At 43.1% G+C, this 19130-nt stretch carries 19 protein-coding genes; 7 read left to right on the top strand and 12 right to left on the bottom strand.

What is annotated here, in order from left to right; genetic code table 11:
* Positions 1-36: 36 nt before the first annotated feature.
* From DPF90_RS13240 to DPF90_RS13230, 3 genes are all read right to left on the bottom strand, one after another.
* Positions 37-1908, bottom strand: coding sequence for a methyl-accepting chemotaxis protein (locus tag DPF90_RS13240; protein WP_114786817.1), 1872 nt, complete (start codon positions 1906-1908; stop codon positions 37-39).
* A gap of 203 nt (positions 1909-2111) precedes the next feature.
* Positions 2112-3188, bottom strand: coding sequence for an AI-2E family transporter (locus DPF90_RS13235; protein ID WP_114786816.1), 1077 nt, complete (start codon positions 3186-3188; stop codon positions 2112-2114).
* Positions 3181-3417 carry a sulfurtransferase TusA family protein gene (locus DPF90_RS13230; protein WP_114786815.1) on the bottom strand — a complete coding sequence of 79 codons (237 nt, stop codon included), beginning with the start codon at positions 3415-3417 and terminating at the stop codon, positions 3181-3183. Before DPF90_RS13230 ends, DPF90_RS13235 begins: the two co-directional genes overlap by 8 nt.
* Positions 3418-3693: 276 nt before the next feature.
* Here DPF90_RS13230 and bepA point away from each other — a divergent pair, with 276 nt between their 5' ends.
* The 4 genes from bepA (at position 3694) to DPF90_RS13210 (ending at position 6610) form a co-directional block, all read left to right on the top strand.
* Entirely contained in the window at positions 3694-5148 is a 1455-nt protein-coding gene (bepA, locus tag DPF90_RS13225) for a beta-barrel assembly-enhancing protease (RefSeq protein WP_114786814.1), read from the top strand.
* Positions 5149-5273: 125 nt separating this feature from the next.
* Positions 5274-5618, top strand: coding sequence for an arsenate reductase (glutaredoxin) (gene arsC / locus DPF90_RS13220; protein WP_114786813.1), 345 nt, complete (start codon positions 5274-5276; stop codon positions 5616-5618).
* Between the two features lies 1 nt (position 5619).
* Positions 5620-6189: an NAD(P)H:quinone oxidoreductase gene (gene wrbA, locus DPF90_RS13215; protein ID WP_114786812.1), complete on the top strand. Its 570-nt coding sequence runs from the start codon at positions 5620-5622 to the stop codon at positions 6187-6189.
* 1 nt (position 6190) lies between these two features.
* The gene (locus DPF90_RS13210) at positions 6191-6610 is read left to right on the top strand and encodes a DUF2069 domain-containing protein (protein WP_114786811.1); all 420 of its coding nucleotides are present in this window, start codon (positions 6191-6193) and stop codon (positions 6608-6610) included.
* A 64-nt stretch (positions 6611-6674) separates the two neighbouring features.
* Here the strand turns inward: DPF90_RS13210 and DPF90_RS13205 are convergent, their stop codons facing one another.
* Entirely contained in the window at positions 6675-7886 is a 1212-nt protein-coding gene (locus DPF90_RS13205) for a DUF2066 domain-containing protein (protein ID WP_114786810.1), read from the bottom strand.
* A gap of 246 nt (positions 7887-8132) precedes the next feature.
* On the opposite strand from DPF90_RS13205, the gene DPF90_RS13200 reads away from it, so the two are divergent.
* The gene (locus DPF90_RS13200) at positions 8133-9380 is read left to right on the top strand and encodes a uracil-xanthine permease family protein (RefSeq protein WP_114786809.1); all 1248 of its coding nucleotides are present in this window, start codon (positions 8133-8135) and stop codon (positions 9378-9380) included.
* A gap of 91 nt (positions 9381-9471) precedes the next feature.
* Here DPF90_RS13200 and ybaK read toward each other — a convergent pair whose 3' ends face one another.
* The 8 genes from ybaK to hemA all read right to left on the bottom strand — a co-directional run bounded on the left by ybaK (position 9472) and on the right by hemA (position 17461).
* The gene (gene ybaK / locus DPF90_RS13195; protein ID WP_114786808.1) at positions 9472-9957 is read right to left on the bottom strand and encodes a Cys-tRNA(Pro) deacylase; all 486 of its coding nucleotides are present in this window, start codon (positions 9955-9957) and stop codon (positions 9472-9474) included.
* Between the two features lie 72 nt (positions 9958-10029).
* Positions 10030-11688 (bottom strand): bifunctional UDP-sugar hydrolase/5'-nucleotidase UshA, encoded by a 1659-nt coding sequence (ushA, locus tag DPF90_RS13190; protein ID WP_114786807.1) that lies wholly within the window; start codon positions 11686-11688, stop codon positions 10030-10032.
* A 402-nt stretch (positions 11689-12090) separates the two neighbouring features.
* The gene (gene kdsA / locus DPF90_RS13185) at positions 12091-12942 is read right to left on the bottom strand and encodes a 3-deoxy-8-phosphooctulonate synthase (RefSeq protein ID WP_114786806.1); all 852 of its coding nucleotides are present in this window, start codon (positions 12940-12942) and stop codon (positions 12091-12093) included.
* A 35-nt stretch (positions 12943-12977) separates the two neighbouring features.
* The gene (locus tag DPF90_RS13180; RefSeq protein WP_114786805.1) at positions 12978-13787 is read right to left on the bottom strand and encodes a SirB1 family protein; all 810 of its coding nucleotides are present in this window, start codon (positions 13785-13787) and stop codon (positions 12978-12980) included.
* An 18-nt stretch (positions 13788-13805) separates the two neighbouring features.
* Positions 13806-14189 carry a SirB2 family protein gene (locus DPF90_RS13175; RefSeq protein WP_114786804.1) on the bottom strand — a complete coding sequence of 128 codons (384 nt, stop codon included), beginning with the start codon at positions 14187-14189 and terminating at the stop codon, positions 13806-13808.
* A 2-nt stretch (positions 14190-14191) separates the two neighbouring features.
* Positions 14192-15061: a peptide chain release factor N(5)-glutamine methyltransferase gene (gene prmC / locus DPF90_RS13170; protein ID WP_114786803.1), complete on the bottom strand. Its 870-nt coding sequence runs from the start codon at positions 15059-15061 to the stop codon at positions 14192-14194.
* A complete protein-coding gene (gene prfA, locus DPF90_RS13165) occupies positions 15061-16149 on the bottom strand; it encodes a peptide chain release factor 1 (RefSeq protein ID WP_114786802.1) in 1089 nt (362 codons plus the stop codon). The genes prmC and prfA overlap by 1 nt, the downstream gene beginning before the upstream one ends.
* Before the next feature lie 55 nt (positions 16150-16204).
* Positions 16205-17461 (bottom strand): glutamyl-tRNA reductase, encoded by a 1257-nt coding sequence (hemA, locus tag DPF90_RS13160; protein WP_114786801.1) that lies wholly within the window; start codon positions 17459-17461, stop codon positions 16205-16207.
* A gap of 163 nt (positions 17462-17624) precedes the next feature.
* Between hemA and lolB the strand changes: the two genes are divergently transcribed.
* Both lolB and ispE read left to right on the top strand, forming a co-directional pair.
* A complete protein-coding gene (gene lolB / locus DPF90_RS13155) occupies positions 17625-18242 on the top strand; it encodes a lipoprotein insertase outer membrane protein LolB (RefSeq protein ID WP_114786917.1) in 618 nt (205 codons plus the stop codon).
* On the top strand, positions 18239-19108 hold the full coding sequence (gene ispE, locus DPF90_RS13150; RefSeq protein ID WP_114786800.1) for a 4-(cytidine 5'-diphospho)-2-C-methyl-D-erythritol kinase: 870 nt from the start codon (positions 18239-18241) through the stop codon (positions 19106-19108). Before lolB ends, ispE begins: the two co-directional genes overlap by 4 nt.
* Positions 19109-19130 lie beyond the last annotated feature (22 nt).

The raw sequence follows: 19130 nt of genomic DNA, 5'->3' as shown, positions 1-19130 counted from the left end.
CAGCGATGTCGCTGGCGTTTTACTTTTATCAATGCTCTAAACAATAAATTTATTTAAGATAGAATCTTGCTCACGCACATTTTCGGTTTGAACTTGCATTGCAACATTAGCGTCTTCTGCAGCATCGGCAACTTGAGTGGACAGGTCTTTAATCTTCACTGTGTTCGCATTGATTTCCTCTGCCACTAAGCTTTGCTCCTCTGCTGCTGAAGCAATCTGCATATTCATATCCGTGATACTCTGAATTGACTCGCGAATGCGCTGTAGAGACTCATCAGCAGCTTTTGCTTTTTCCACCGCATCAACAGCCGTAGTTTTACTCTCACGCATCGCTGCAGATACTGAACTCGCACCAGATTGTAGCTGTTCAATCATACTGCGAATTTCAGTTGTAGATTCCTGAGTGCGCTGGGCCAAAGTTCTCACCTCATCAGCAACCACCGCAAAACCTCGGCCAGACTCACCAGCCCTTGCGGCTTCAATTGCAGCATTCAGTGCAAGTAAGTTGGTTTGGTCGGCAATATCGTTAATCACTTTCAAAATGGTTTCGATGTTTGCCGTCGCCGACTCAAGACCTTGCACTTCTTCTACTGCCTGATCAATTCGCTCTGATAGCGTATCTATTGATGCAGTGGTATCACTCACCACGGAAGAGCCCATTTGCGTCGCCTCATCAGCTTCTTTCGCGGCTCCCGCAGCGCCTTGAGCGTTGTTGGCAACTTCCGTCGCTGTCACGGCCATTTCGTTCATCGCTGTTGCTAACTGCTCTAGCTCTTGAAGCTGACTGCGCATCGCTTCAGCAGACTCTTCCGAGCCCTGAACTGTCATTTCTGTACCGCGTAAGATTTCAGCACCGATGGCTTTCGATTGCTGGATCTGTTTTTGCAGTGTCTCAGTAAAGGTGTTAAAGCCTTCAGCAAGTTCAGCGAACTCTTTATCCGTATTAGTATCTAACCGCTTTGTTAAATCGCCCTGACCTGAAGCCACATCTTTAATGGCTTCGTTAAGGGTCCCAAGTGGGCGCATTAGTACTTTAATTAAGAAGCTGAGCACAAGTACACTGAGAACAACACTAATCAGGGTGTATATCACAGAACTATTGCGCATATCAGCAACGGCAGCAAAGGCGATATCCTCATCGACTATCGCACCTATGTACCAGTTCTCACTAGGAACTGGTGTGAGATGTACCATGTAAGTATGGCCATCTTTTTCAAAACGTTGCTCACCTTCTTTGAGTGTGATATCCGGATAGTACGTCGATAAATTCTTACCGTTATTCTCTGCGTTAGGGTGGGCTATCGTAGTGCCATCGGATGACACAATAAACAAATAGCCAGCATCAAGAAGATTGGCGCTATTGACCAAGTCAGCCAAACCAGTTAATTCCAAGTCATAGAACATAGCAGCGGTAAATTGGCCGCTATCTTTCACTGGAGTACCGATTGATATGATGACCTTTTTTGAGGATACATCGACATAAGGTGCTGTAACGACTAACTTGTCCTGTGCTTTCGCCGCCTTATACCATGGGCGAACTCTTGGGTCATAGTCAGGACCAGCTTCCCAACCGTCGTCGTTTTCAACTACAAAACCATCAGCTTCATAGGCATAACCAACCGCTAAAAAAGTCCCCTTAAGGTTGGGCTTTTCAAGTACATCCTTAACACGCGTTTTGTTTTGCGGGTCTAATTCGAGTACTTCGGTTGTCGACATTGCGAGCGACTTCTTACTCGCCATTTCAGATACGACAGTGTTTTTTACCCCTTTCACCATCTCCGTCAGACTCGTATCCACCAAGTCTTCCACTTCTTTTTTTACGGTGCTAAGCTGCTGCATAGACAGTAACACAACGGTGATCAACAACAGCACTGAAGATGCCGCAACGATCTTTTGACTGAATCTCATAGTGTCCCTCAAAGAGTAATTCGTTTGTAGTTGTTATCTTGTCATTTGTTATTATCGTCCTAACCAACACAGACTTAAGAAATTTCCTACAAAACTAATGTTTTGTAAAACACTCTTTTAGAAAGTATATACCTTCTACGCAATAAAAAAGCTCAAATGCATATGCATTCGAGCTTTTTCTTGTAAACGTATGAAAAATATCATTAACCTGGATGGCTATAAGCATCTTCTTCATCGTGACTGGGCAGTGCATTCCATACTGCTTTGACCAAAGTAGCCAAAGGAATGGCAAAAAACACCCCCCAGAACCCCCATAAACCGCCAAAGACTAATACAGCAACAATGATCGCCACTGGATGTAAATTTACGGCCTCTGAAAAGAGAATGGGGACCAACACGTTACCATCAAGCGCCTGTATGATGCCATATGCCAAAAGTAACCAGTAAAACTCTGAAGTAAAGCCCCATTGAAACAAGCCAACGATTGCAACTGGAACCGTCACAGCAGCCGCTCCTATATACGGAATCAGTACCGAGAGACCAACAGCCACAGCAAGCAATACAGAATAGCGCAGATCCAAAAGAGCGAACGTCACGTAACTTACGCTACCGACAATAAGGATCTCCATGACTTTCCCACGAATATAGTTTGAGATTTGCTCATTCATTTCATGCCATACTTTAGTCGCTAGCTTACGATTTCTCGGCAGAACCCCGCTTGCAAGAGAAATCATCTCCTGCTTGTCTTTAAGCAGAAAAAAGACCAGTAAAGGTACCAAAATCAGATAGACAGCCAAAGTAGCAATACTTACCAAGGATGCAAGAGACCCTTTTACCACTGTCTCTCCCATTACAATAATTTGATTTTTCGCGTTAGTTACGACCGATTCGACAATTTGAAAATTGTCTAATTCCGGGTATCGCTGCGGCAGCTCAGCAATCGCTTTCTGCACACCCTGATACATGGTTGGGATATCGTTAATCAAATTTCCGACCTGTTTCCAAATCGTCGGAACAAGCCCAAATACAGCGATTAGCATTAGGCTGGTAAAACCCACAATCACCAATATAACAGCGAGGTTTCTTGGAATATGAAAGCGAGAAAGCTGCGTCACTGGCCACTCTAATAAATAGGCCAAAACAATCGCAACCAAAAGCGGCGCAATTAAATCACCAAAAAAGTAAATCGTGACAAAGCCAACCAATAGGATCGCGACCAAGCTTACTGCATGTGGATCGGAAAAGCGTCGTTTATACCAGCGACTCACCATTTCAAACATTCGGTAGGGTTCCTTTAATTAGCTTTACACGATAATAACCATCAGACTCATCACAGAACACATGAAAAGATTGCTTAAGCAAAAAGCGTTTTATATCAAAGAAAGACTGCTGGTCTGCCACGTATATAATCGCCTCTTGGCCCATGGCTATATCTTTGACCCGACGTTTCACTAGCAATAAAGCCATTGGACAACGTTCATCACGTAAGTCCAACACATTCTGTTCCATTATTTAGCCTGATGTGTAACATTGAGTCGAATATTGTATAGTGTTTTTTTTTCAACGTCAGGGCAAATTCACTCAACAATGCAAGTTTCACATTATACTGACTGTCAACATAAGAATTACCCTAAAATTCATTATCTGAAGGTCGACAGTGTGCATAAGCAAGTGAAACCTTATCACAAAAAGAGAGTCGAACTCGATATCCCATACTCAACCCTGTTATTATAGATAGTAGGCTCAGAAAAACGCCCTACGATTATGGAGTACATTCATTAATATATGTTTAAACGTACACGCTCACTCGTCTGCTTATGTGTAGCGGCCTCTCTAGGCATGCAACTCCCTATCTACGCAAATAATATTGATTTACCTGATATAGGTACTACTGCTAGCAGTACACTAACCATAGATCAGGAACTTCAATATGGTGATGCCTATATGCGTATGCTGCGCAGTAGCCATCCGATCATCAGCGATCCTGTTATCAATGAGTACATTGACAGCCTTGGTCATCAACTGGTTGCCAATGCTAATGACGTCAAAACGCCCTTCACTTTTTTTATGATTCGCGATCGCAATATCAATGCGTTTGCCTTTTTCGGCGGCTATGTCGCTTTACATAGCGGGTTATTTCTTCATGCAAAGACAGAAAGTGAACTAGCATCCGTCATGGCCCATGAGATTTCGCACGTCACTCAGCGCCATCTAGCGAGAAGTATGGAAGATCAAGCGCGACGCTCTCCTGCAACTTTAGCAGCCTTAGCGGGTTCATTATTACTCGCAATAGCAGCACCGGAGGCTGGTATTGCAGCGATAACGGCAACTACTGCTGGTAATATTCAAGGTCAAATAAACTATACAAGAAGTAATGAAAAAGAAGCGGATCGGTTTGGTATAGAGACACTCGCTAAGGCAGGCTTTGATGTGAATGCGATGCCAAGATTCTTTTCTCGACTTGCTGATGAATACCGCTACGCGAGTACTCCACCGCCAATGCTGCTAACTCACCCTCTTCCAGAAGATAGGATTACCGATAGCCGAGCTAGAGCTCGTAGCTACCCTGAGAAAAAAGTCGTTCCTTCTATTGATTACAATCTAGCTCGAGCAAGAATTGTTGCAAGATATGCAGATATCAACTCAGAGTCTGTACTAGATTGGTTTGCTAGGACAGAAAAAAAAGCACCGAGCGATATCAAGCCTTCTTTTCAGTATGGCCGTGCGCTCGTTTATTTGGATAACAATCAGCTCGATAAAGCGGCAGAGCTTCTGCAAGCATTACTCAAGCAACAACCAGATAATAACTTCTACTTAGATGCCATGACAGATCTTTATCTAGCCAAGGGGCAAGCACCTAAAGCTGAAGTCATGTTAAGAAATGCTTTGAAGTCAAAACCAAGCAATTCTGTGCTAACAATCAATTATGCCAATGTCTTGATGAAACAGGACAAAAACGAAGACGCTGTGCGTATTCTCCAGCGCTACACTCACGATAACCCTGATGATATCAATGGATGGCACCTTCTTTCTGAAGCAAACATTCATCTTGGGCGTAGAGACGAAGATCTCGCTTCAAGAGCAGAAATACTCGCTCTCAAAGCGAACTGGAACAAAGCCATCCAGTACTATACTCAAGCGGGACAAATTGCCGAGTTAGGCAGCCTAAAGCAAGCTCGATATGACGCTAGAATAGATCAATTGATCGCCGCGCGAGACCGATTTATGGCGCTGCAGTAAATAACTCTTAAACCACAAAGCATGTCGAAAGGTTCTGTTTTAGATATACTTTTGATTTATCATATTTTAAAAGAGTCGATAAGCTTTAAGCTCGTTGACTCATGCACTGTTCGGAGATTCACATTATGTCAGTCGTGATTTATCATAATCCTCGTTGCTCTAAAAGCCGCCAAACACTCGCGCTGTTAGAAGAAAAAAATATCCAGCCTGAAATTATTAAATACTTAGAAACACCACCAACTGTGGCGGAACTGAAGACTTTGTACTCTCAGCTATGCTTGAAAGAAGTCCGTGATATGATGCGCACCAAAGAAGACATATACAAAGAGCTTAGCCTTGCCAGTGCATCCGATCAAAAGCTGTTTGAAGCTATGTCTAACAATCCCAAACTGATTGAACGCCCTATTGTCGTCAAAGGTGGTCGAGCGAAACATGGTCGTCCACCTGAACAGGTACTTGAGATTTTATAATATGACATGTCAGCTTCTGGTCCTTTATCACAGCCGTCACGGCTCTACTCGTAACTTAGCAAGGCAAATTGCCCGTGGTATCGAATCCACTCCTAATTGTGAAGCTTGGATCCGAACAGTCGATGATATTGAGTCAGAAGGTGACGCTCAAGATCCGATAATCACGTTAGACGAACTCAAGTCATGTGATGGATTAGCGATGGGCAGCCCAGTTTGGTTCGGCAATATGTCCGCCTCTTTGAAACACTTTTGGGACCAAACCTCTAGCTTATGGGTATCAGGCGATTTAATCGATAAGCCTGCTTGTGTGTTTAGCTCTTCTTCTAGTTTACATGGAGGACAGGAAACGACATTGCAAACCATGATGTTGCCGCTTCTTCACCATGGCATGCTTATTATGGGCATACCGTACTCAGAACCAAAACTACATACCACTCAATCTGGCGGAACTCCCTATGGAGCGACGACCGTTAGCCATGGCAACAATAGTCTCACAAAAGAAGAAATTGAGCTTGCGCAGAATCTGGGGAAACGCCTTGCTGCAACAGCACTAACACTGAGAGGAAGTTAGAATGCAGGAAATGCAATTACGCACCAAACTCGTCCGCATTCTAGCTTTGTGTGGAAACTTAGGATTACTTACTTGGGTTTTTACATGGCAATTTTACTTATCTCCTCACCCTCATATTAACCATATCGCACTGGCCATAGCATGGAGTGTCCCACTAATTTTACCCTTACCGGGAATATTAATGGGCAAGCCATATACCCATGCATGGGCAAACTTCTTCCTTATGCTATATTTTCTGCATGCCTTCACCATCTTATATATTGACGACGGAGAGCGTTGGCTTGCTACTATAGAGCTCGCACTAACAAGCCTTGCTTTTGTCAGTAATATTTTATTTGCACGATTTCGTGGGCAAGAGCTAGGGCTAAAATTGAAACGGCTATCAAAAGTCGAAAAAGAAGAAAAACAAAGGTTTGAATAATCCCTCTCCGAATTAAAATGGTTTATGGCTGAAAATAAAAAGGTCTGGCAAAAGCCAGACCTTTTTAGTATTCAATCACAGTTTCATCAGACTCTATCGGGGGACCCACTTCTTGTGGCTCTTCAGTCGCTGCAACAATAGGTGTACCTTTCCATTCAAACATAAGAACTTGCTCAGAAGGAATAAGGTCAACACTATTCTCATCCCAAGAATTCAAGTCAGGATCCAATACAGTCTCTGAAAACTCACTTTCGCTCTCTTTAATATTAGAGGGAATGGAATCAAATGCATTATTAAGCGGAATAACCTTGTCGATACGCCCTAGCTCTTGTTCAAACTGAGCTTGAGATGCTAATAAATGCACGTTAAAAGTCACCTGATCACTTTGAATTTTTAGGATATCCAAGGAGGCAACTGAGCTTAATTTCTTGAGGCTCTTCTCTAAGCTGAAGAAATCAACCGCGTTTTTTAGAGTAGTAAAACGAACTTTAACCGTTTCCGATGACTCACTAGCTACAACAACCGAGCTCTTATTAGCATAGTAGTCGCTAATTTGGTTAATCATTTTTGAGGCGCCCTCTTCTCCAGAGTTAGACCCTGACAGGGGGGATTGACGCGTTACACCAATAGTTGCTGGTTTTTGATCATACAAGGTCCAACGAAGTGAAGTGCCATCTGATCTCACCAGTAAAACTGCATCAACAGGATAGCGCTGACTCGCTTGGCTAAGCGGACGGGTAAATCCCCCCCAAAGATCCGAAGCAGCAACGCCAGTAATATCATCAAAATCACCGACAGGTACAGTGAGCGGTAAACCTCGCTTGACCGCTTCAGCTCTCATTTGAGTCAGCACCATAGACTCAGCATGTTCCCAAGTGATACTTCTATCGTACTGCACCTCTTCAACCAACCAAACTAAAACATTAGACCGAGCGGCTGGCCACACTGGCACCTGAGCTTGACTCAGAAGAGAGCGAATATGAGGCCCGCTAAATCCCATTCTTAACGTTTGCTGGCCTTCGAGTTGACCATGACTGATTTGCGATAAGTACTGAGAGTTTTGCTTTAAAGCTTTCTGAATAACAGGATTAGACGTAGCATCTAAATCACCCGATGCCCGAACAATAATCTCTTTCATTCCACTCACTCGGGCCTTTGCATCAGCATTATCAACCCCTGAGTCGAGTACAATCTCAGTCTGATATAAATCTACGTTGGTTAGAGCAAGCACGGGAAAGCATGCAAATACCAAAACCAAAGAAGCTAAACGGCGCATAGCAATCCTAACATCATTTAATCATTTCCAGCTTACGATGATAAGCAACTATCCCTCGCTGAGCAACTAAAGCGCATTTTTATCTTCACATACACTGTGGTCTACTTGGCAAGTTTACTCCGTCATATTGACTTTTATTTGATCCTACACAGATTGCAATCGTTTGCTGAGGTGATAAGATCTGGCGCGTTTTGTGGCTAGCATATCGCCGCCACATTGGTCTGAGTTAATAAAGGAAATTGTAAGATGAAAAATGCCATCCAAGGAGCACAAATGCTCTTTGTTGCATTCGGTGCATTGGTATTAGTACCATTATTAACAGGTCTAGATCCGAGTGTTGCTCTTTTTGGCGCAGGCCTAGGTACTCTGCTTTTTCAGTTTGTTACTCGCCAAGCCGTACCTATTTTTCTCGCATCTTCCTTTGCTTTCATTGCCCCTATTTTGTATGGAGTTCAAACTTGGGGTATACCAGCGACTATGGGGGGACTCATGGCTGCGGGCCTCGTTTATGTGGTGTTAGGCGCTTTTATTAAAGTCAGAGGTGTTGGATTTATTCATAAACTTCTTCCTCCGGTTGTTGTTGGACCTGTCATTATGGTTATTGGTTTAGGCTTAGCACCAGTGGCTGTATATATGGCGCTTGGAAAAGGAGGCGATGGAGCACAACTGATAGATGCGAACACCTCTTTGGTTATTTCCTGCGTATCACTTGTCACGACTATTGCTATCAGTGTGTACGCGAAAGGCTTTGTTAAATTAATGCCCATTCTAGGTGGCATACTGGCAGGCTATCTCACAAGCCTTGCGTACGGCATCGTTGATTTTAGCCCAGTAACACAGGCTGCTTGGTTGTCTCTACCCAAATTCACAGCGCCTGAATTTAATATTAATGCCATATTGTTCATGATTCCCGTTGCTATCGCTCCAGCCGTTGAACACGTTGGTGATATGCTTGCGATATCTAATGTGACTGGTAAAGATTATCTGAAAAAACCGGGCCTACATCGCACGATAGCTGGTGATGGTATTGCAACAATGGCGGCTTCCATGGTCGGTGCTCCGCCAAACACAACCTACTCTGAAGTCACAGGCGCCGTATTACTTACCAAAGCATTTAATCCGGTCATTATGACTTGGGCGGCGGTCACTGCCATTATTCTTGCTCTAGTAGGAAAACTTGGTGCTGTATTACAAACCATCCCTATGCCAGTTATGGGCGGGATTATGATTCTCTTATTTGGCTCAATTGCGACGGTAGGCCTAAATACTTTAATCAAAAATAAGGTCGACTTACATCAATCTCGTAATTTAGTGATTGTTGCTGTCACTCTTGTTTTTGGTATTGGTGGCATGGCTTTTGGAATTGGAGAGTTTAGCTTACAAGGCGTCAGTCTATGCGGGATTGTGGCTATATTGCTTAACTTAATCCTACCGAAAACTTTGGGCGAAAATCAGATTGTTGATAACGCGCAAATTGAAGATGAAATAAACTAAGCAACCCAAGCTTTGCACGGGTTAGTTTTATGGTCGTCAGCCAAAGGCTAACCCATTATCTTTCCTCTGCGTAGATAAGATCAGCGCAGTACTAGTCATCTATATTCAAACAGAGCTCAGCAAACTGACCTCTCGTCAATAAGGCTAAATCTTGTGGTGCAAGTTCGATTTCTACCCCACGCCTGCCAGCACTAACACAGATAGTTGCTTTGCTCTGGGCACTTTGATGAATATAAGTAGGTAGGGCCTTTTTTTGTCCTAAAGGGCTTATTCCTCCAACAACATACCCTGTGATTTTTTGAGCAATTTCAGGATTCGCCATCTCTACTTTTTTCGCTTTCGCCGCCTTGGCAGCCAATTTTAGATTAAGTTTATGGTCGACAGGAATCACCGCGACAGCCAAGTTTTTTGAGTCACCATTAAGACTAAATAATAGAGTTTTAAACACATCACTTGGGTCTTGCCCCAAAGCTTTGACAACCTCTAATCCATAACTTTCTGCACGAGGGTCATGTTGATATTCATGAATGGTATGCGGGATTTCTTTCTTCTTAGCAAGGTTAATGGCGGGAGTCATAGAGGTTCCATTATGAAAAATAAAAGACGCTGAATCCTAAACCCAGCGCCTCAATTATCTTAGGTGGTCCAATTATTTATACACAACTTCATTCGACACGAACTTGTTTACATCAATTGGGCTGTTCTCTTTCAGGTATTCTTTCAATATTTCAGCATCAACAAAGCCAGTGTTCACGTAGCCAGGATGATCACTGATCTTAGGATAACCGTCGCCACCAGCTGCATTGTAACTTGGCACTGTAAAGCGGTATGTTTTATCTAGTCTAAGCTGCTTGCCCCCAATGAAAACATTGGAGACTTTATCATTAGATACTGTCATCGAAATGCCTGCAAACTGAGCATAAGCGCCGGAGTCTTCTGGCATGGTTGCAACCGCATTCAAATAATCCAGCACTTCTTTACCTGTCATATCTGTATAGGTCAAGATGTTACCAAATGGTTGAACTTTAAGTACATCTTTATAAGTGATATCTCCACCTTCGATGGAGTCACGTACACCACCAGAGTTCATAATACCAAAATCAGCTTGCGCTCGTTCCATATGAGCGGTTGCAATTAAGCGGCCAAGGTTAGTCTGCTGAAAACGAACCACATCTCGATCGCCTTCTAATTTGCCATTAGACTCAGCAATTTTTACCTCTAATTGTGCTTTACCTTTTTCTTTATATGGACGAAGGAAATCGAGCATTTCTTTATTTTCTGGGATCTCATTTTGAATAAAGACGCGCTGCTTTTTGCCATCAATTTTTACTTTTTTCTTCAAGTTCACTGGGATCAAGTTGTAACTCACCATCTCCAGCTCTCCATTACGAAATTCGTAATCGGCACGACCAACATACTTACCCCATTCATGGGCTTGCACAATGTAGGTACCGTTTTGCAAGTCGGGTTTACATTCATCGCCAGGTTTAAAGCGCTTCTTAACAATATTCGGGCCTTCCATACAAACAGGCTCTTGAGAATGTCCGCCAACAATCATGTCCAAGTCGCCTTCGTCAAGGTAGCGTGCTAATGCCACATCACCAGGCGCATTAATACCACGATTGCCATTTTCATAGTGGCCCATATGGGTCACAGCAAAAATCAGATCAGGATGTTCAGTTTTTTTGATTTCAGCAATCAGTTTCTTTGCTTCTTCTTTAGGGTCTCTAAAATCGATACCAATGATAAATTCAGGGTTACCAATTTTGGCTGTATCTTCGGTTGTCAGGCCAATAATGGCAATTTTTATCCCTTGCTTTTCAAACATCTGGTATGCTTGAAACATGCGTTTGCCGGTTTCTTTATCATAAATATTGGCAGATAGCATTGGGAAATTGGCCCATTCTATCTGCTTAAAAAGCACATCCAGTGAGTTATCAAATTCGTGATTTCCAAGTGCCATGGCATCGTAGCCGATTTTACTCATACCTTTAAAATCGGGTTCGGCATCTTGAAGGTCAGATTCTGGAACTCCTGTATTAATGTCACCACCAGAAAGCAGAAGAACACTGCCTCCCTCGCTTTCTATCTCTGCGCGCAGTTCGTCAATTAATGTTTTACGCGCTGCCATGCCGTACTCACCATATTTATTCTGCCAGAAACGGCCATGGTGATCGTTAGTGTGAAGAACGGTCAGCTTATAAGTTTTATCCGCCTCCCACTCTGGCTTAGGTGTCGTTGCACAACTAGCAAGAGTGGCAAGAATAGCGGCACTTAATGCGGTTTTAAAAATCAAACGTTGCTTCATTAAAATCCCTTTGAACATATAAAATTTGCCAATAACTAACAGGGGTAAGAGTAGCCATAGTTATCCAGTAATAGACCTGTAACCTAAAACGTTGAGGTAGTCTAAATTATGCCTATTAAGCGCACACACCAATTTCATACTTATGCAACAAAGATCACCATTATCAGTAAATCACTATGTCATAACGTGAGATAACGCTAGATTTTACAAACAAATTCATAGAGCAAACGTTTGCATTATTGTAAATATCAATAAATGGGGATTATATATTAAGTGGAATTAATTATAATAATATGAGTGTTGGAAGGCGTAATATGTAAGTGGTAATCCAAAAATTAGCCTACAAATGAAAAAGGGCTAACGAAAACGCTAGCCCTAACATTAACCTAATTGATTTAAAAATTAGTTAATCTCAATATGCTCGAAGCCTTTTATCAAGTCATCCAAAGCCTTCATTTGAGCTACAAATGGCTCTACTTTATCGAGCGGTAAGGCTGAAGGGCCATCACACTTCGCTTTGTCCGGATTAGGGTGCGATTCAATAAATAGACCTGCAATACCTGTTGCCAAACCAGCCTTCGCCAATTCAACCGTCTGCTCTCTTCTACCACCAGATGCAGAACCTGAAGGATCTCTCATTTGCAGTGCATGCGTCACATCAAAAATAATCGGGCTACCGTTTGATGCTTTCTTCATCACTCCAAAGCCAAGCATGTCAACAACTAGATTGTCGTAACCATGGCAAGAACCTCGCTCGCAAAGAATCACCTGCTTATTGCCACACTCTGCAAACTTTTCAACTAGATTACCCACTTGACTTGGGCTCATAAACTGCGGTTTCTTAACATTAATAACAGCACCCGTTTTAGCCATTGCTTCGACTAAATCGGTCTGGCGTGCCAAAAAGGCTGGCAGTTGAATCACATCAACCACATCGGCTACTGGATGAGCTTGCTCTGCTGTGTGCACATCGGTAATGATTTTAACGCCAAAAGTATCCTTAATCTCTTGAAAGATTTTCATTCCTTCTTCTAGCCCAGGGCCACGATAAGAGTGCACTGAGCTGCGATTTGCTTTATCAAAAGAAGCTTTGAATACATAAGGAATTCCCAGCTTTTCTGTCACTTTTACGTAATGCTCACAAATCTGCATCGCCAGATCCCTAGACTCAAGAACATTCATACCTGCGAATAGGGTAAACGGCTTATCATTGGCAACTGGGATATCACCAATTTGAACGATTTTTTGATCCATTTTGTAGTCTCTATTTCTGCTGTTTACTACCATGCTTAATGCACAGTAACCTGAGTCAAGCTCATCTCATTAACTTGATTTTTGAGTAACTCAGCGGCGGGGTCATCAGGACACTGATCGATAAAGTATTGGTAATCACTCAGCGCGACTTGATGGCAATCTAATTGCTGATAGATAAATCCTCTATCACGGATTTCATAGGGGTCATCAGGCACAAAACTCAGTGCAAGATCGGTACATTTTAATGCTAAAGTGTATCTCTCCTCACGTAGCAAAGTGCTCTTTAGCAATGCTAACCATCGACCAATCACAGTTGGGTTGTCAACGGATTTAAGATGCGAGGGTTTAAGCTTAGCTAACGGACCGCTGTGGCCAATTAACCAAGCTCTCAATACCTGCTTGGAAACATATTCACCATTAAAAGGATTGATGAACTTTGGCGCCTCACCAAACCACTCTAACTTAATTAAGAATTGGCTTGGGAAAGTCACACCTGATACAGGTAAACCAAGTTTACGACCCAAGTATAGTAGTATCGAACCCAAGCTGACCGGAATACCTTTCCTGCTCTCTAAGACTTTATCGACGAACGCATTCGATGATTCATAATAAGCCTCCTGATCACCTGAAAATCCCCATTGATGGTAAAAAAGACGCAATAAGGCATCAAATCGTTGTTGTTCATCGACTTCATGGCTAAGGGCAAGTTCGGCCTCTTTGAGCAAACGGTGAAGCTCGTTTCTTGCCCATATGTCATTGGTTTTTGGGTTGATGGCTTTATTTAAAATCAGTGCGCCCTCAGCCAGTTCAATCGCGTCAAAATCTTCGTCAAATAGCTCTACCATGGATATTCTTACACTCTCTCAACCCAGCAACATTGGCATTTTAGTAACGGCTAATTTGCCTGCCATTGCGATCCAGCCCAAAGCACCAAAGAAAGCAAATGTACGCAACATCTTGTTTTTACCTAATTTAAGAGCAAAAACACCAAGAGCTATATACGCAAGAACACAAGTGATTTTCTCAGTTAGCCAAGGCGCTGCAGGGGTAAATGGAATAAAATTGGTGATAAATATAAGCCCAATACCCGAAAGCAATAGACATGTATCATTAATATGAGGGAAGACTTTGAGAAACTTCTTTTCCAGCAGGCCGGAGTTTGCCATCATCAGCCCATAACGCAGTGATAGCAAAGTGACGCTAATGACCACTGTCAATAAATGAAAATGCTTTAAACCTTCATACATAATTATTTCTCTTTCTGGCATAGAGAAAATTGACCCACAGTGACTCGGTCATTTTCCCCATAATCTTTGTAAGTGGTAATGCTCTGATAACCCAAAGCACTTAAAATATCTCTCACCGATTTTCCTTGGTCGTACCCGTGTTCAAACATCAGCCACGCGCCAGGCAACAAAAAGCCCATTGCTTGCTTAGAAATATGTTTGATATCTGCAAGGCCGTTGTCCTGAGCAACTAACGCACTCAAAGGCTCAAACCTTACATCACCTTGCGTAAGATGAGGATCGTTCTTTTCGATATAAGGAGGGTTTGACACAATCAGAGCAAACTGTGTGCCCGCCTCCAAAGGGGTAAACCAATTACCACAGAGAAAGTTCGCATTTTCAATGCCAAGCTTTAATGCATTTGATTCTGCTAGCTGTCTTGCTTCCTCTTTGACATCAATACCCCAAACTTGACGATGGGGTAGCTCAGAAGCCATCGCCAAAGCGATGGCTCCTGTACCTGTACCTAAATCTAGAATATCGCCCTGTAATTGAGGCGTTTTTTCCAGTGCAATTTCTACCAAGCGTTCTGTATCTGCGCGAGGAATAAGCGTGCTTGGAGCGACTTGCAAAGGCAAAGACCAAAACTCTCGTTGACCTAAAATGTAGGCCACAGGTTCACCTTTGATACGACGCTGCAAAACTTTCTCAAACGCCAGTGTGTCCTGGATAGACAATAGCTTGTCAGGCCAAGTCAACAAAAAAGACCTCGGTTTATCTAGTACATGGCAGAGCAATACTGATGCATCAAGAGAAGGCGATTCACTGCCGCTCACTGTTAACCTTTCAGTCGCAGACTTTAGCGTATCCTCAACGCTAGATGATTGCTTCATTAATTATTCTCTGCCAAGGCAGCAAGCTGATCCGCTTGGTGCTCTTGAATAACAGGATCAATCAAGCTAACAAGATCACCTTCCATTACCTCACTCAAACGATAAAGCGTTAGGTTGATACGATGATCTGAAACACGTCCCTGTGGGTAGTTATAGGTACGAATTCTATCGCTTCGGTCGCCAGACCCAAGTAGGTTTCGGCGAGTGTCAGATTCTTGGGCGGCACGCTTGGCTTCGTCTGCTTGTATAATACGCGCAGCCAGCACTGACATAGCTTTAGCTTTGTTTTTATGCTGTGAGCGTTCATCTTGGCACTCAACCACTGTCCCTGTCGGCAAGTGAGTAATACGTATTGCAGAATCTGTCGTGTTGACGTGCTGACCGCCTGCTCCAGAAGCTCTGAAGGTGTCAATTTTTAAGTCTGCTGCTTTGATTTCTGGAATTTCCGCTTCTGGAATTTCTGGCATAATGGCTACCGTGCAGGCAGAAGTATGCACTCGACCTTGTGATTCTGTTGCAGGGACACGTTGTACACGGTGTCCGCCTGACTCAAACTTTAAGATACCGTATGCTCCATCGCCATTGACTTTGGCAATCATTTCTTTGTAACCGCCCTGCTCAGACTCATTGGACGATATCACTTCAATACGCCAACCTTTCTTTTCAGCAAACTTACTGTACATGCGGAATAAATCTCCGGCAAAAATGCCCGCTTCATCTCCCCCTGCACCTGCGCGAATTTCTAAGAAGCAATTGCGATCATCATTTGGATCTTTTGGCAGGAGCAAAATTTGCAGCTCATCATTGAGGCGCTCGATGGTCTCTCGCGACTCTTTGATTTCTTCCTGCGCCATTTCGCGCATTTCAGCATCCTCTTCTTTTGCCATTTCTTCAGCCGCTTTCAGATCTTCTTGGGCTTGCTGATAAGCTTGAAAGCACTTAGTCACTTCCTCTAACTGAGAATATTCTTTAGACAGGGCACGAAATTTGTCTTGATCACCAATGACATCAGGGTCACCAAGTAAATGCTGAACTTCTTCATATCGTTCAACGAGTGTTTCTAGCTTAGTTAGAATTGAGGCTTTCATAGTTTTATTAACTCAGGGTTCTATTTGGTTGGTTGGCAGAAACCAACCAAGGGTGTTAAGAGTCTTCAAGACCCAAACTTTGTCGTATTGTCGCAAGCTTGGCAGGCTCACCTTGCTCAGCGGCACTTTGCAGAGCACGAGTTGGAGCATGGATTAATTTGTTGGTCAACTTATTACTAAGCTCAAGCAGCACTTTCTCTGGGTCTGTGCCTGCCGCTAAAGACTGTAAGCTCTTATTAAGAAGATCTTCACGAATATCATTGGCTGCATTGCGATAATCCCGAATACTATCGACTGCCTGCAACGAACGCAACCATGACATAAATGTCGCACTTTCTTCACTCACAATCGCTTCAGCTTGAATGGCCTCGACCTTACGTTGCTCCATGTTGTTTTCAACGATCGATTGCAAATCATCCACTGAATAAAGATAAGCATCATCGAGTTCAGCAACCTGGGACTCGATATCTCTGGGAACCGCGATATCGACCAATAACATAGGCTGATGTCGGCGAGCTTTTAATGCGGTCTCGACCATACCCTTTCCAATAATGGGCAGAGGGCTTGCAGTGGAGCTTATCACAATATCGGCGCGAGCGAGGTGATTAGGTATTTCTGGCAAACCAATAATTTGTGCGCCGAATTGTTCAGCTAAAGGCTCAGCACGTTCATAAGTTCGGTTCGCAACTATCATATCACTACAGCCATTGCTCGCGAGATGTTTAGCGACCAACTCAATGGTCTCGCCAGCACCAACAAGCAGAACAGTAGATTCACTCAGTGACTCAAAAATATGCTTAGCAAGTGTACAAGCCGCATACGCTACCGACACAGCATTACCACCGATATCGGTTTCTGTACGAACGCGTTTTGCAACAGAGAAGACTTTCTGAAACAGTTTATCCATTGCCGTGTCAACAGATTGATGCTGACGCGAATCAGAATATGCCTGCTTTACCTGTCCCAAAATTTGGGGTTCACCTAGGACAAGAGAATCCAATCCACATGATACACGCATCAAGTGACGAATTGCGGCCTGCTCTTCATGAACATATAAGCTGGGCTTTAAGGCTTCAGGACTAATTTGATGGAATTGAGCAAGCCAATCGATGACTTTACTTTTTCCTAATGCTTTAACATCACAGTAGATTTCAGTTCGATTACAGGTAGAAATGATAACACTACCATTTACATATGGATTATCACCTAATTGCTTAAGTGCTTGTGGTAATTTTTCCGGCCCAAATGCGACTTTCTCTCGTAGTTCAACGGAAGCCGAATTATGGTTAATACCTATAGCAAGCAATGACATGTAATCAAGTTTCTCTGAATCAGCGAATAAGCGAACAAGGACAGAATTTTACTTTATGCCCCAATTTAATTAAAGGCCATTAAGGATATGTTTTCATCACTTCGTGATTTCAATGGTATACTCTGGCCCACCGACACCATTCAACATGGACAAATATTACACAATGACGGTCAATTCTCGTCTCTTCATCACTTTTATACTCAGCGGATTGTTTCTCTCAGGTTGTACTTCCATTGATCCAAGTACTACAAATGTTGAATGGCAAACACAACAGCAAAAACTTGCCTCAATAAATAAATACAAAACCAGTGGGAAACTCGGCTATATTTCACCCGAGCAGCGCCAGTCACTCAACTTCCAGTGGAAACACAGCTCAAGCTTCAAACAGCTGCGGCTAACGACTTTTCTTGGCCAAACAGCACTCAACCTAAAAATCACCCCTGAAGGCTCCTCTATTGAGACTTACCAAGATGAGACTTTTACCTCTCATGATGCTCAATCACTTATTTATCGCCTCACTGGGCTGAATTTGCCAGTTGAACAGCTCAATAGCTGGTTTTTAGGTAGTCCTGAAGGTGCCGATAACTTTGTGCTTAACGACACTAATACTTTAGCGTCGCTGACTAAACAAGTGCAGAGTAAAGTTTGGCAACTCGATTATCTAAGTTATCAAGACGTACAATATCAACACCAAACACTCCCATTGCCACACAAACTCAAGTTAACGCAGGGAAATATCAAAATAAATATCATCATTTCCGACTGGAATATTGAACAATGATCCATGACACCACCGTTTGGCCATCGCCCGCAAAGCTTAATCTATTCTTGTATATTACAGGGCAAAGAGACAATGGTTATCACGACTTACAGACCTTATTTCAATTTTTGGATTATGGCGATGAAATCACTATCACGGCTAATAACACTGGCGAGATTACCATTGAACCTGAACTTCCTGGTGTACCGACTAAAGACAACCTTATTTATCGAGCAGCGGATGCATTAAGAACAAAGACGAACTGCACCTATGGCGCCCATATCAAACTCAATAAAAAATTACCCATGGGTGGAGGTATAGGTGGTGGGTCTTCCAATGCCGCTACAACGCTTGTTGCGCTAAACCATCTTTGGCAGACAAAAGTATCTCAAGATGAACTTGCACAGATTGGTTTAGCTCTTGGCGCCGATGTACCAGTTTTCACACAGGGTTTCGCTGCCTTCGCCGAAGGTGTCGGTGAAAAACTAGCAAAAGCTCAGCCCGAAGAGAAATACTACCTAGTAGTGAGACCAGGAGTATCTATCGCCACCGCCGAGATATTTTCCCATCCGAAGCTGCACAGAAATTCGCCAAAACGTGATCTGGATACGCTTCTAAGCAGTCCTTACGAAAACGATTGCGAAAAAGTTGTGAGAATGCTGTACCCAGAGGTTGATAAGCAACTTTCATGGCTGTTACAATATGCGCCGTCAAGACTTACAGGAACCGGATCCTGCGTTTTTGCTGAGTTTTCAAGCCAAAATGAGGCCAACAAGGCTCTTGAATTATTGCCTGACAATGTCTCAGCTTTCGTAGCTAGAGGGAAAAATATTTCACCTCTTTATGAGACACTTGCTAACTATTGCTTAGCACATAATATAATCTAAATACTGGACGCAACCCTGAGGT

The sequence above is a fragment of the Vibrio tetraodonis genome (assembly GCF_003350295.1).
GTDB classification, from domain to species: Bacteria; Pseudomonadota; Gammaproteobacteria; order Enterobacterales; family Vibrionaceae; genus Vibrio; species Vibrio tetraodonis.
Note: the sequence above shows the minus strand (reverse complement) of the source record. Positions and strands in the feature narration are given on the sequence as shown.

Coding starts and splice junctions, on each gene's coding strand:
- DPF90_RS13240 (WP_114786817.1), bottom strand. CDS start 1,908: ATGAGATTCAGTCAAAAGATCGTTGCGGCATCTTCAGTGCTGTTGTTG.
- DPF90_RS13235 (WP_114786816.1), bottom strand. CDS start 3,188: ATGTTTGAAATGGTGAGTCGCTGGTATAAACGACGCTTTTCCGATCCA.
- DPF90_RS13230 (WP_114786815.1), bottom strand. CDS start 3,417: ATGGAACAGAATGTGTTGGACTTACGTGATGAACGTTGTCCAATGGCT.
- bepA (WP_114786814.1), top strand. CDS start 3,694: ATGTTTAAACGTACACGCTCACTCGTCTGCTTATGTGTAGCGGCCTCT.
- arsC (WP_114786813.1), top strand. CDS start 5,274: ATGTCAGTCGTGATTTATCATAATCCTCGTTGCTCTAAAAGCCGCCAA.
- wrbA (WP_114786812.1), top strand. CDS start 5,620: ATGACATGTCAGCTTCTGGTCCTTTATCACAGCCGTCACGGCTCTACT.
- DPF90_RS13210 (WP_114786811.1), top strand. CDS start 6,191: ATGCAGGAAATGCAATTACGCACCAAACTCGTCCGCATTCTAGCTTTG.
- DPF90_RS13205 (WP_114786810.1), bottom strand. CDS start 7,886: ATGCGCCGTTTAGCTTCTTTGGTTTTGGTATTTGCATGCTTTCCCGTG.
- DPF90_RS13200 (WP_114786809.1), top strand. CDS start 8,133: ATGAAAAATGCCATCCAAGGAGCACAAATGCTCTTTGTTGCATTCGGT.
- ybaK (WP_114786808.1), bottom strand. CDS start 9,957: ATGACTCCCGCCATTAACCTTGCTAAGAAGAAAGAAATCCCGCATACC.
- ushA (WP_114786807.1), bottom strand. CDS start 11,688: ATGAAGCAACGTTTGATTTTTAAAACCGCATTAAGTGCCGCTATTCTT.
- kdsA (WP_114786806.1), bottom strand. CDS start 12,942: ATGGATCAAAAAATCGTTCAAATTGGTGATATCCCAGTTGCCAATGAT.
- DPF90_RS13180 (WP_114786805.1), bottom strand. CDS start 13,787: ATGGTAGAGCTATTTGACGAAGATTTTGACGCGATTGAACTGGCTGAG.
- DPF90_RS13175 (WP_114786804.1), bottom strand. CDS start 14,189: ATGTATGAAGGTTTAAAGCATTTTCATTTATTGACAGTGGTCATTAGC.
- prmC (WP_114786803.1), bottom strand. CDS start 15,061: ATGAAGCAATCATCTAGCGTTGAGGATACGCTAAAGTCTGCGACTGAA.
- prfA (WP_114786802.1), bottom strand. CDS start 16,149: ATGAAAGCCTCAATTCTAACTAAGCTAGAAACACTCGTTGAACGATAT.
- hemA (WP_114786801.1), bottom strand. CDS start 17,461: ATGTCATTGCTTGCTATAGGTATTAACCATAATTCGGCTTCCGTTGAA.
- lolB (WP_114786917.1), top strand. CDS start 17,625: ATGACGGTCAATTCTCGTCTCTTCATCACTTTTATACTCAGCGGATTG.
- ispE (WP_114786800.1), top strand. CDS start 18,239: ATGATCCATGACACCACCGTTTGGCCATCGCCCGCAAAGCTTAATCTA.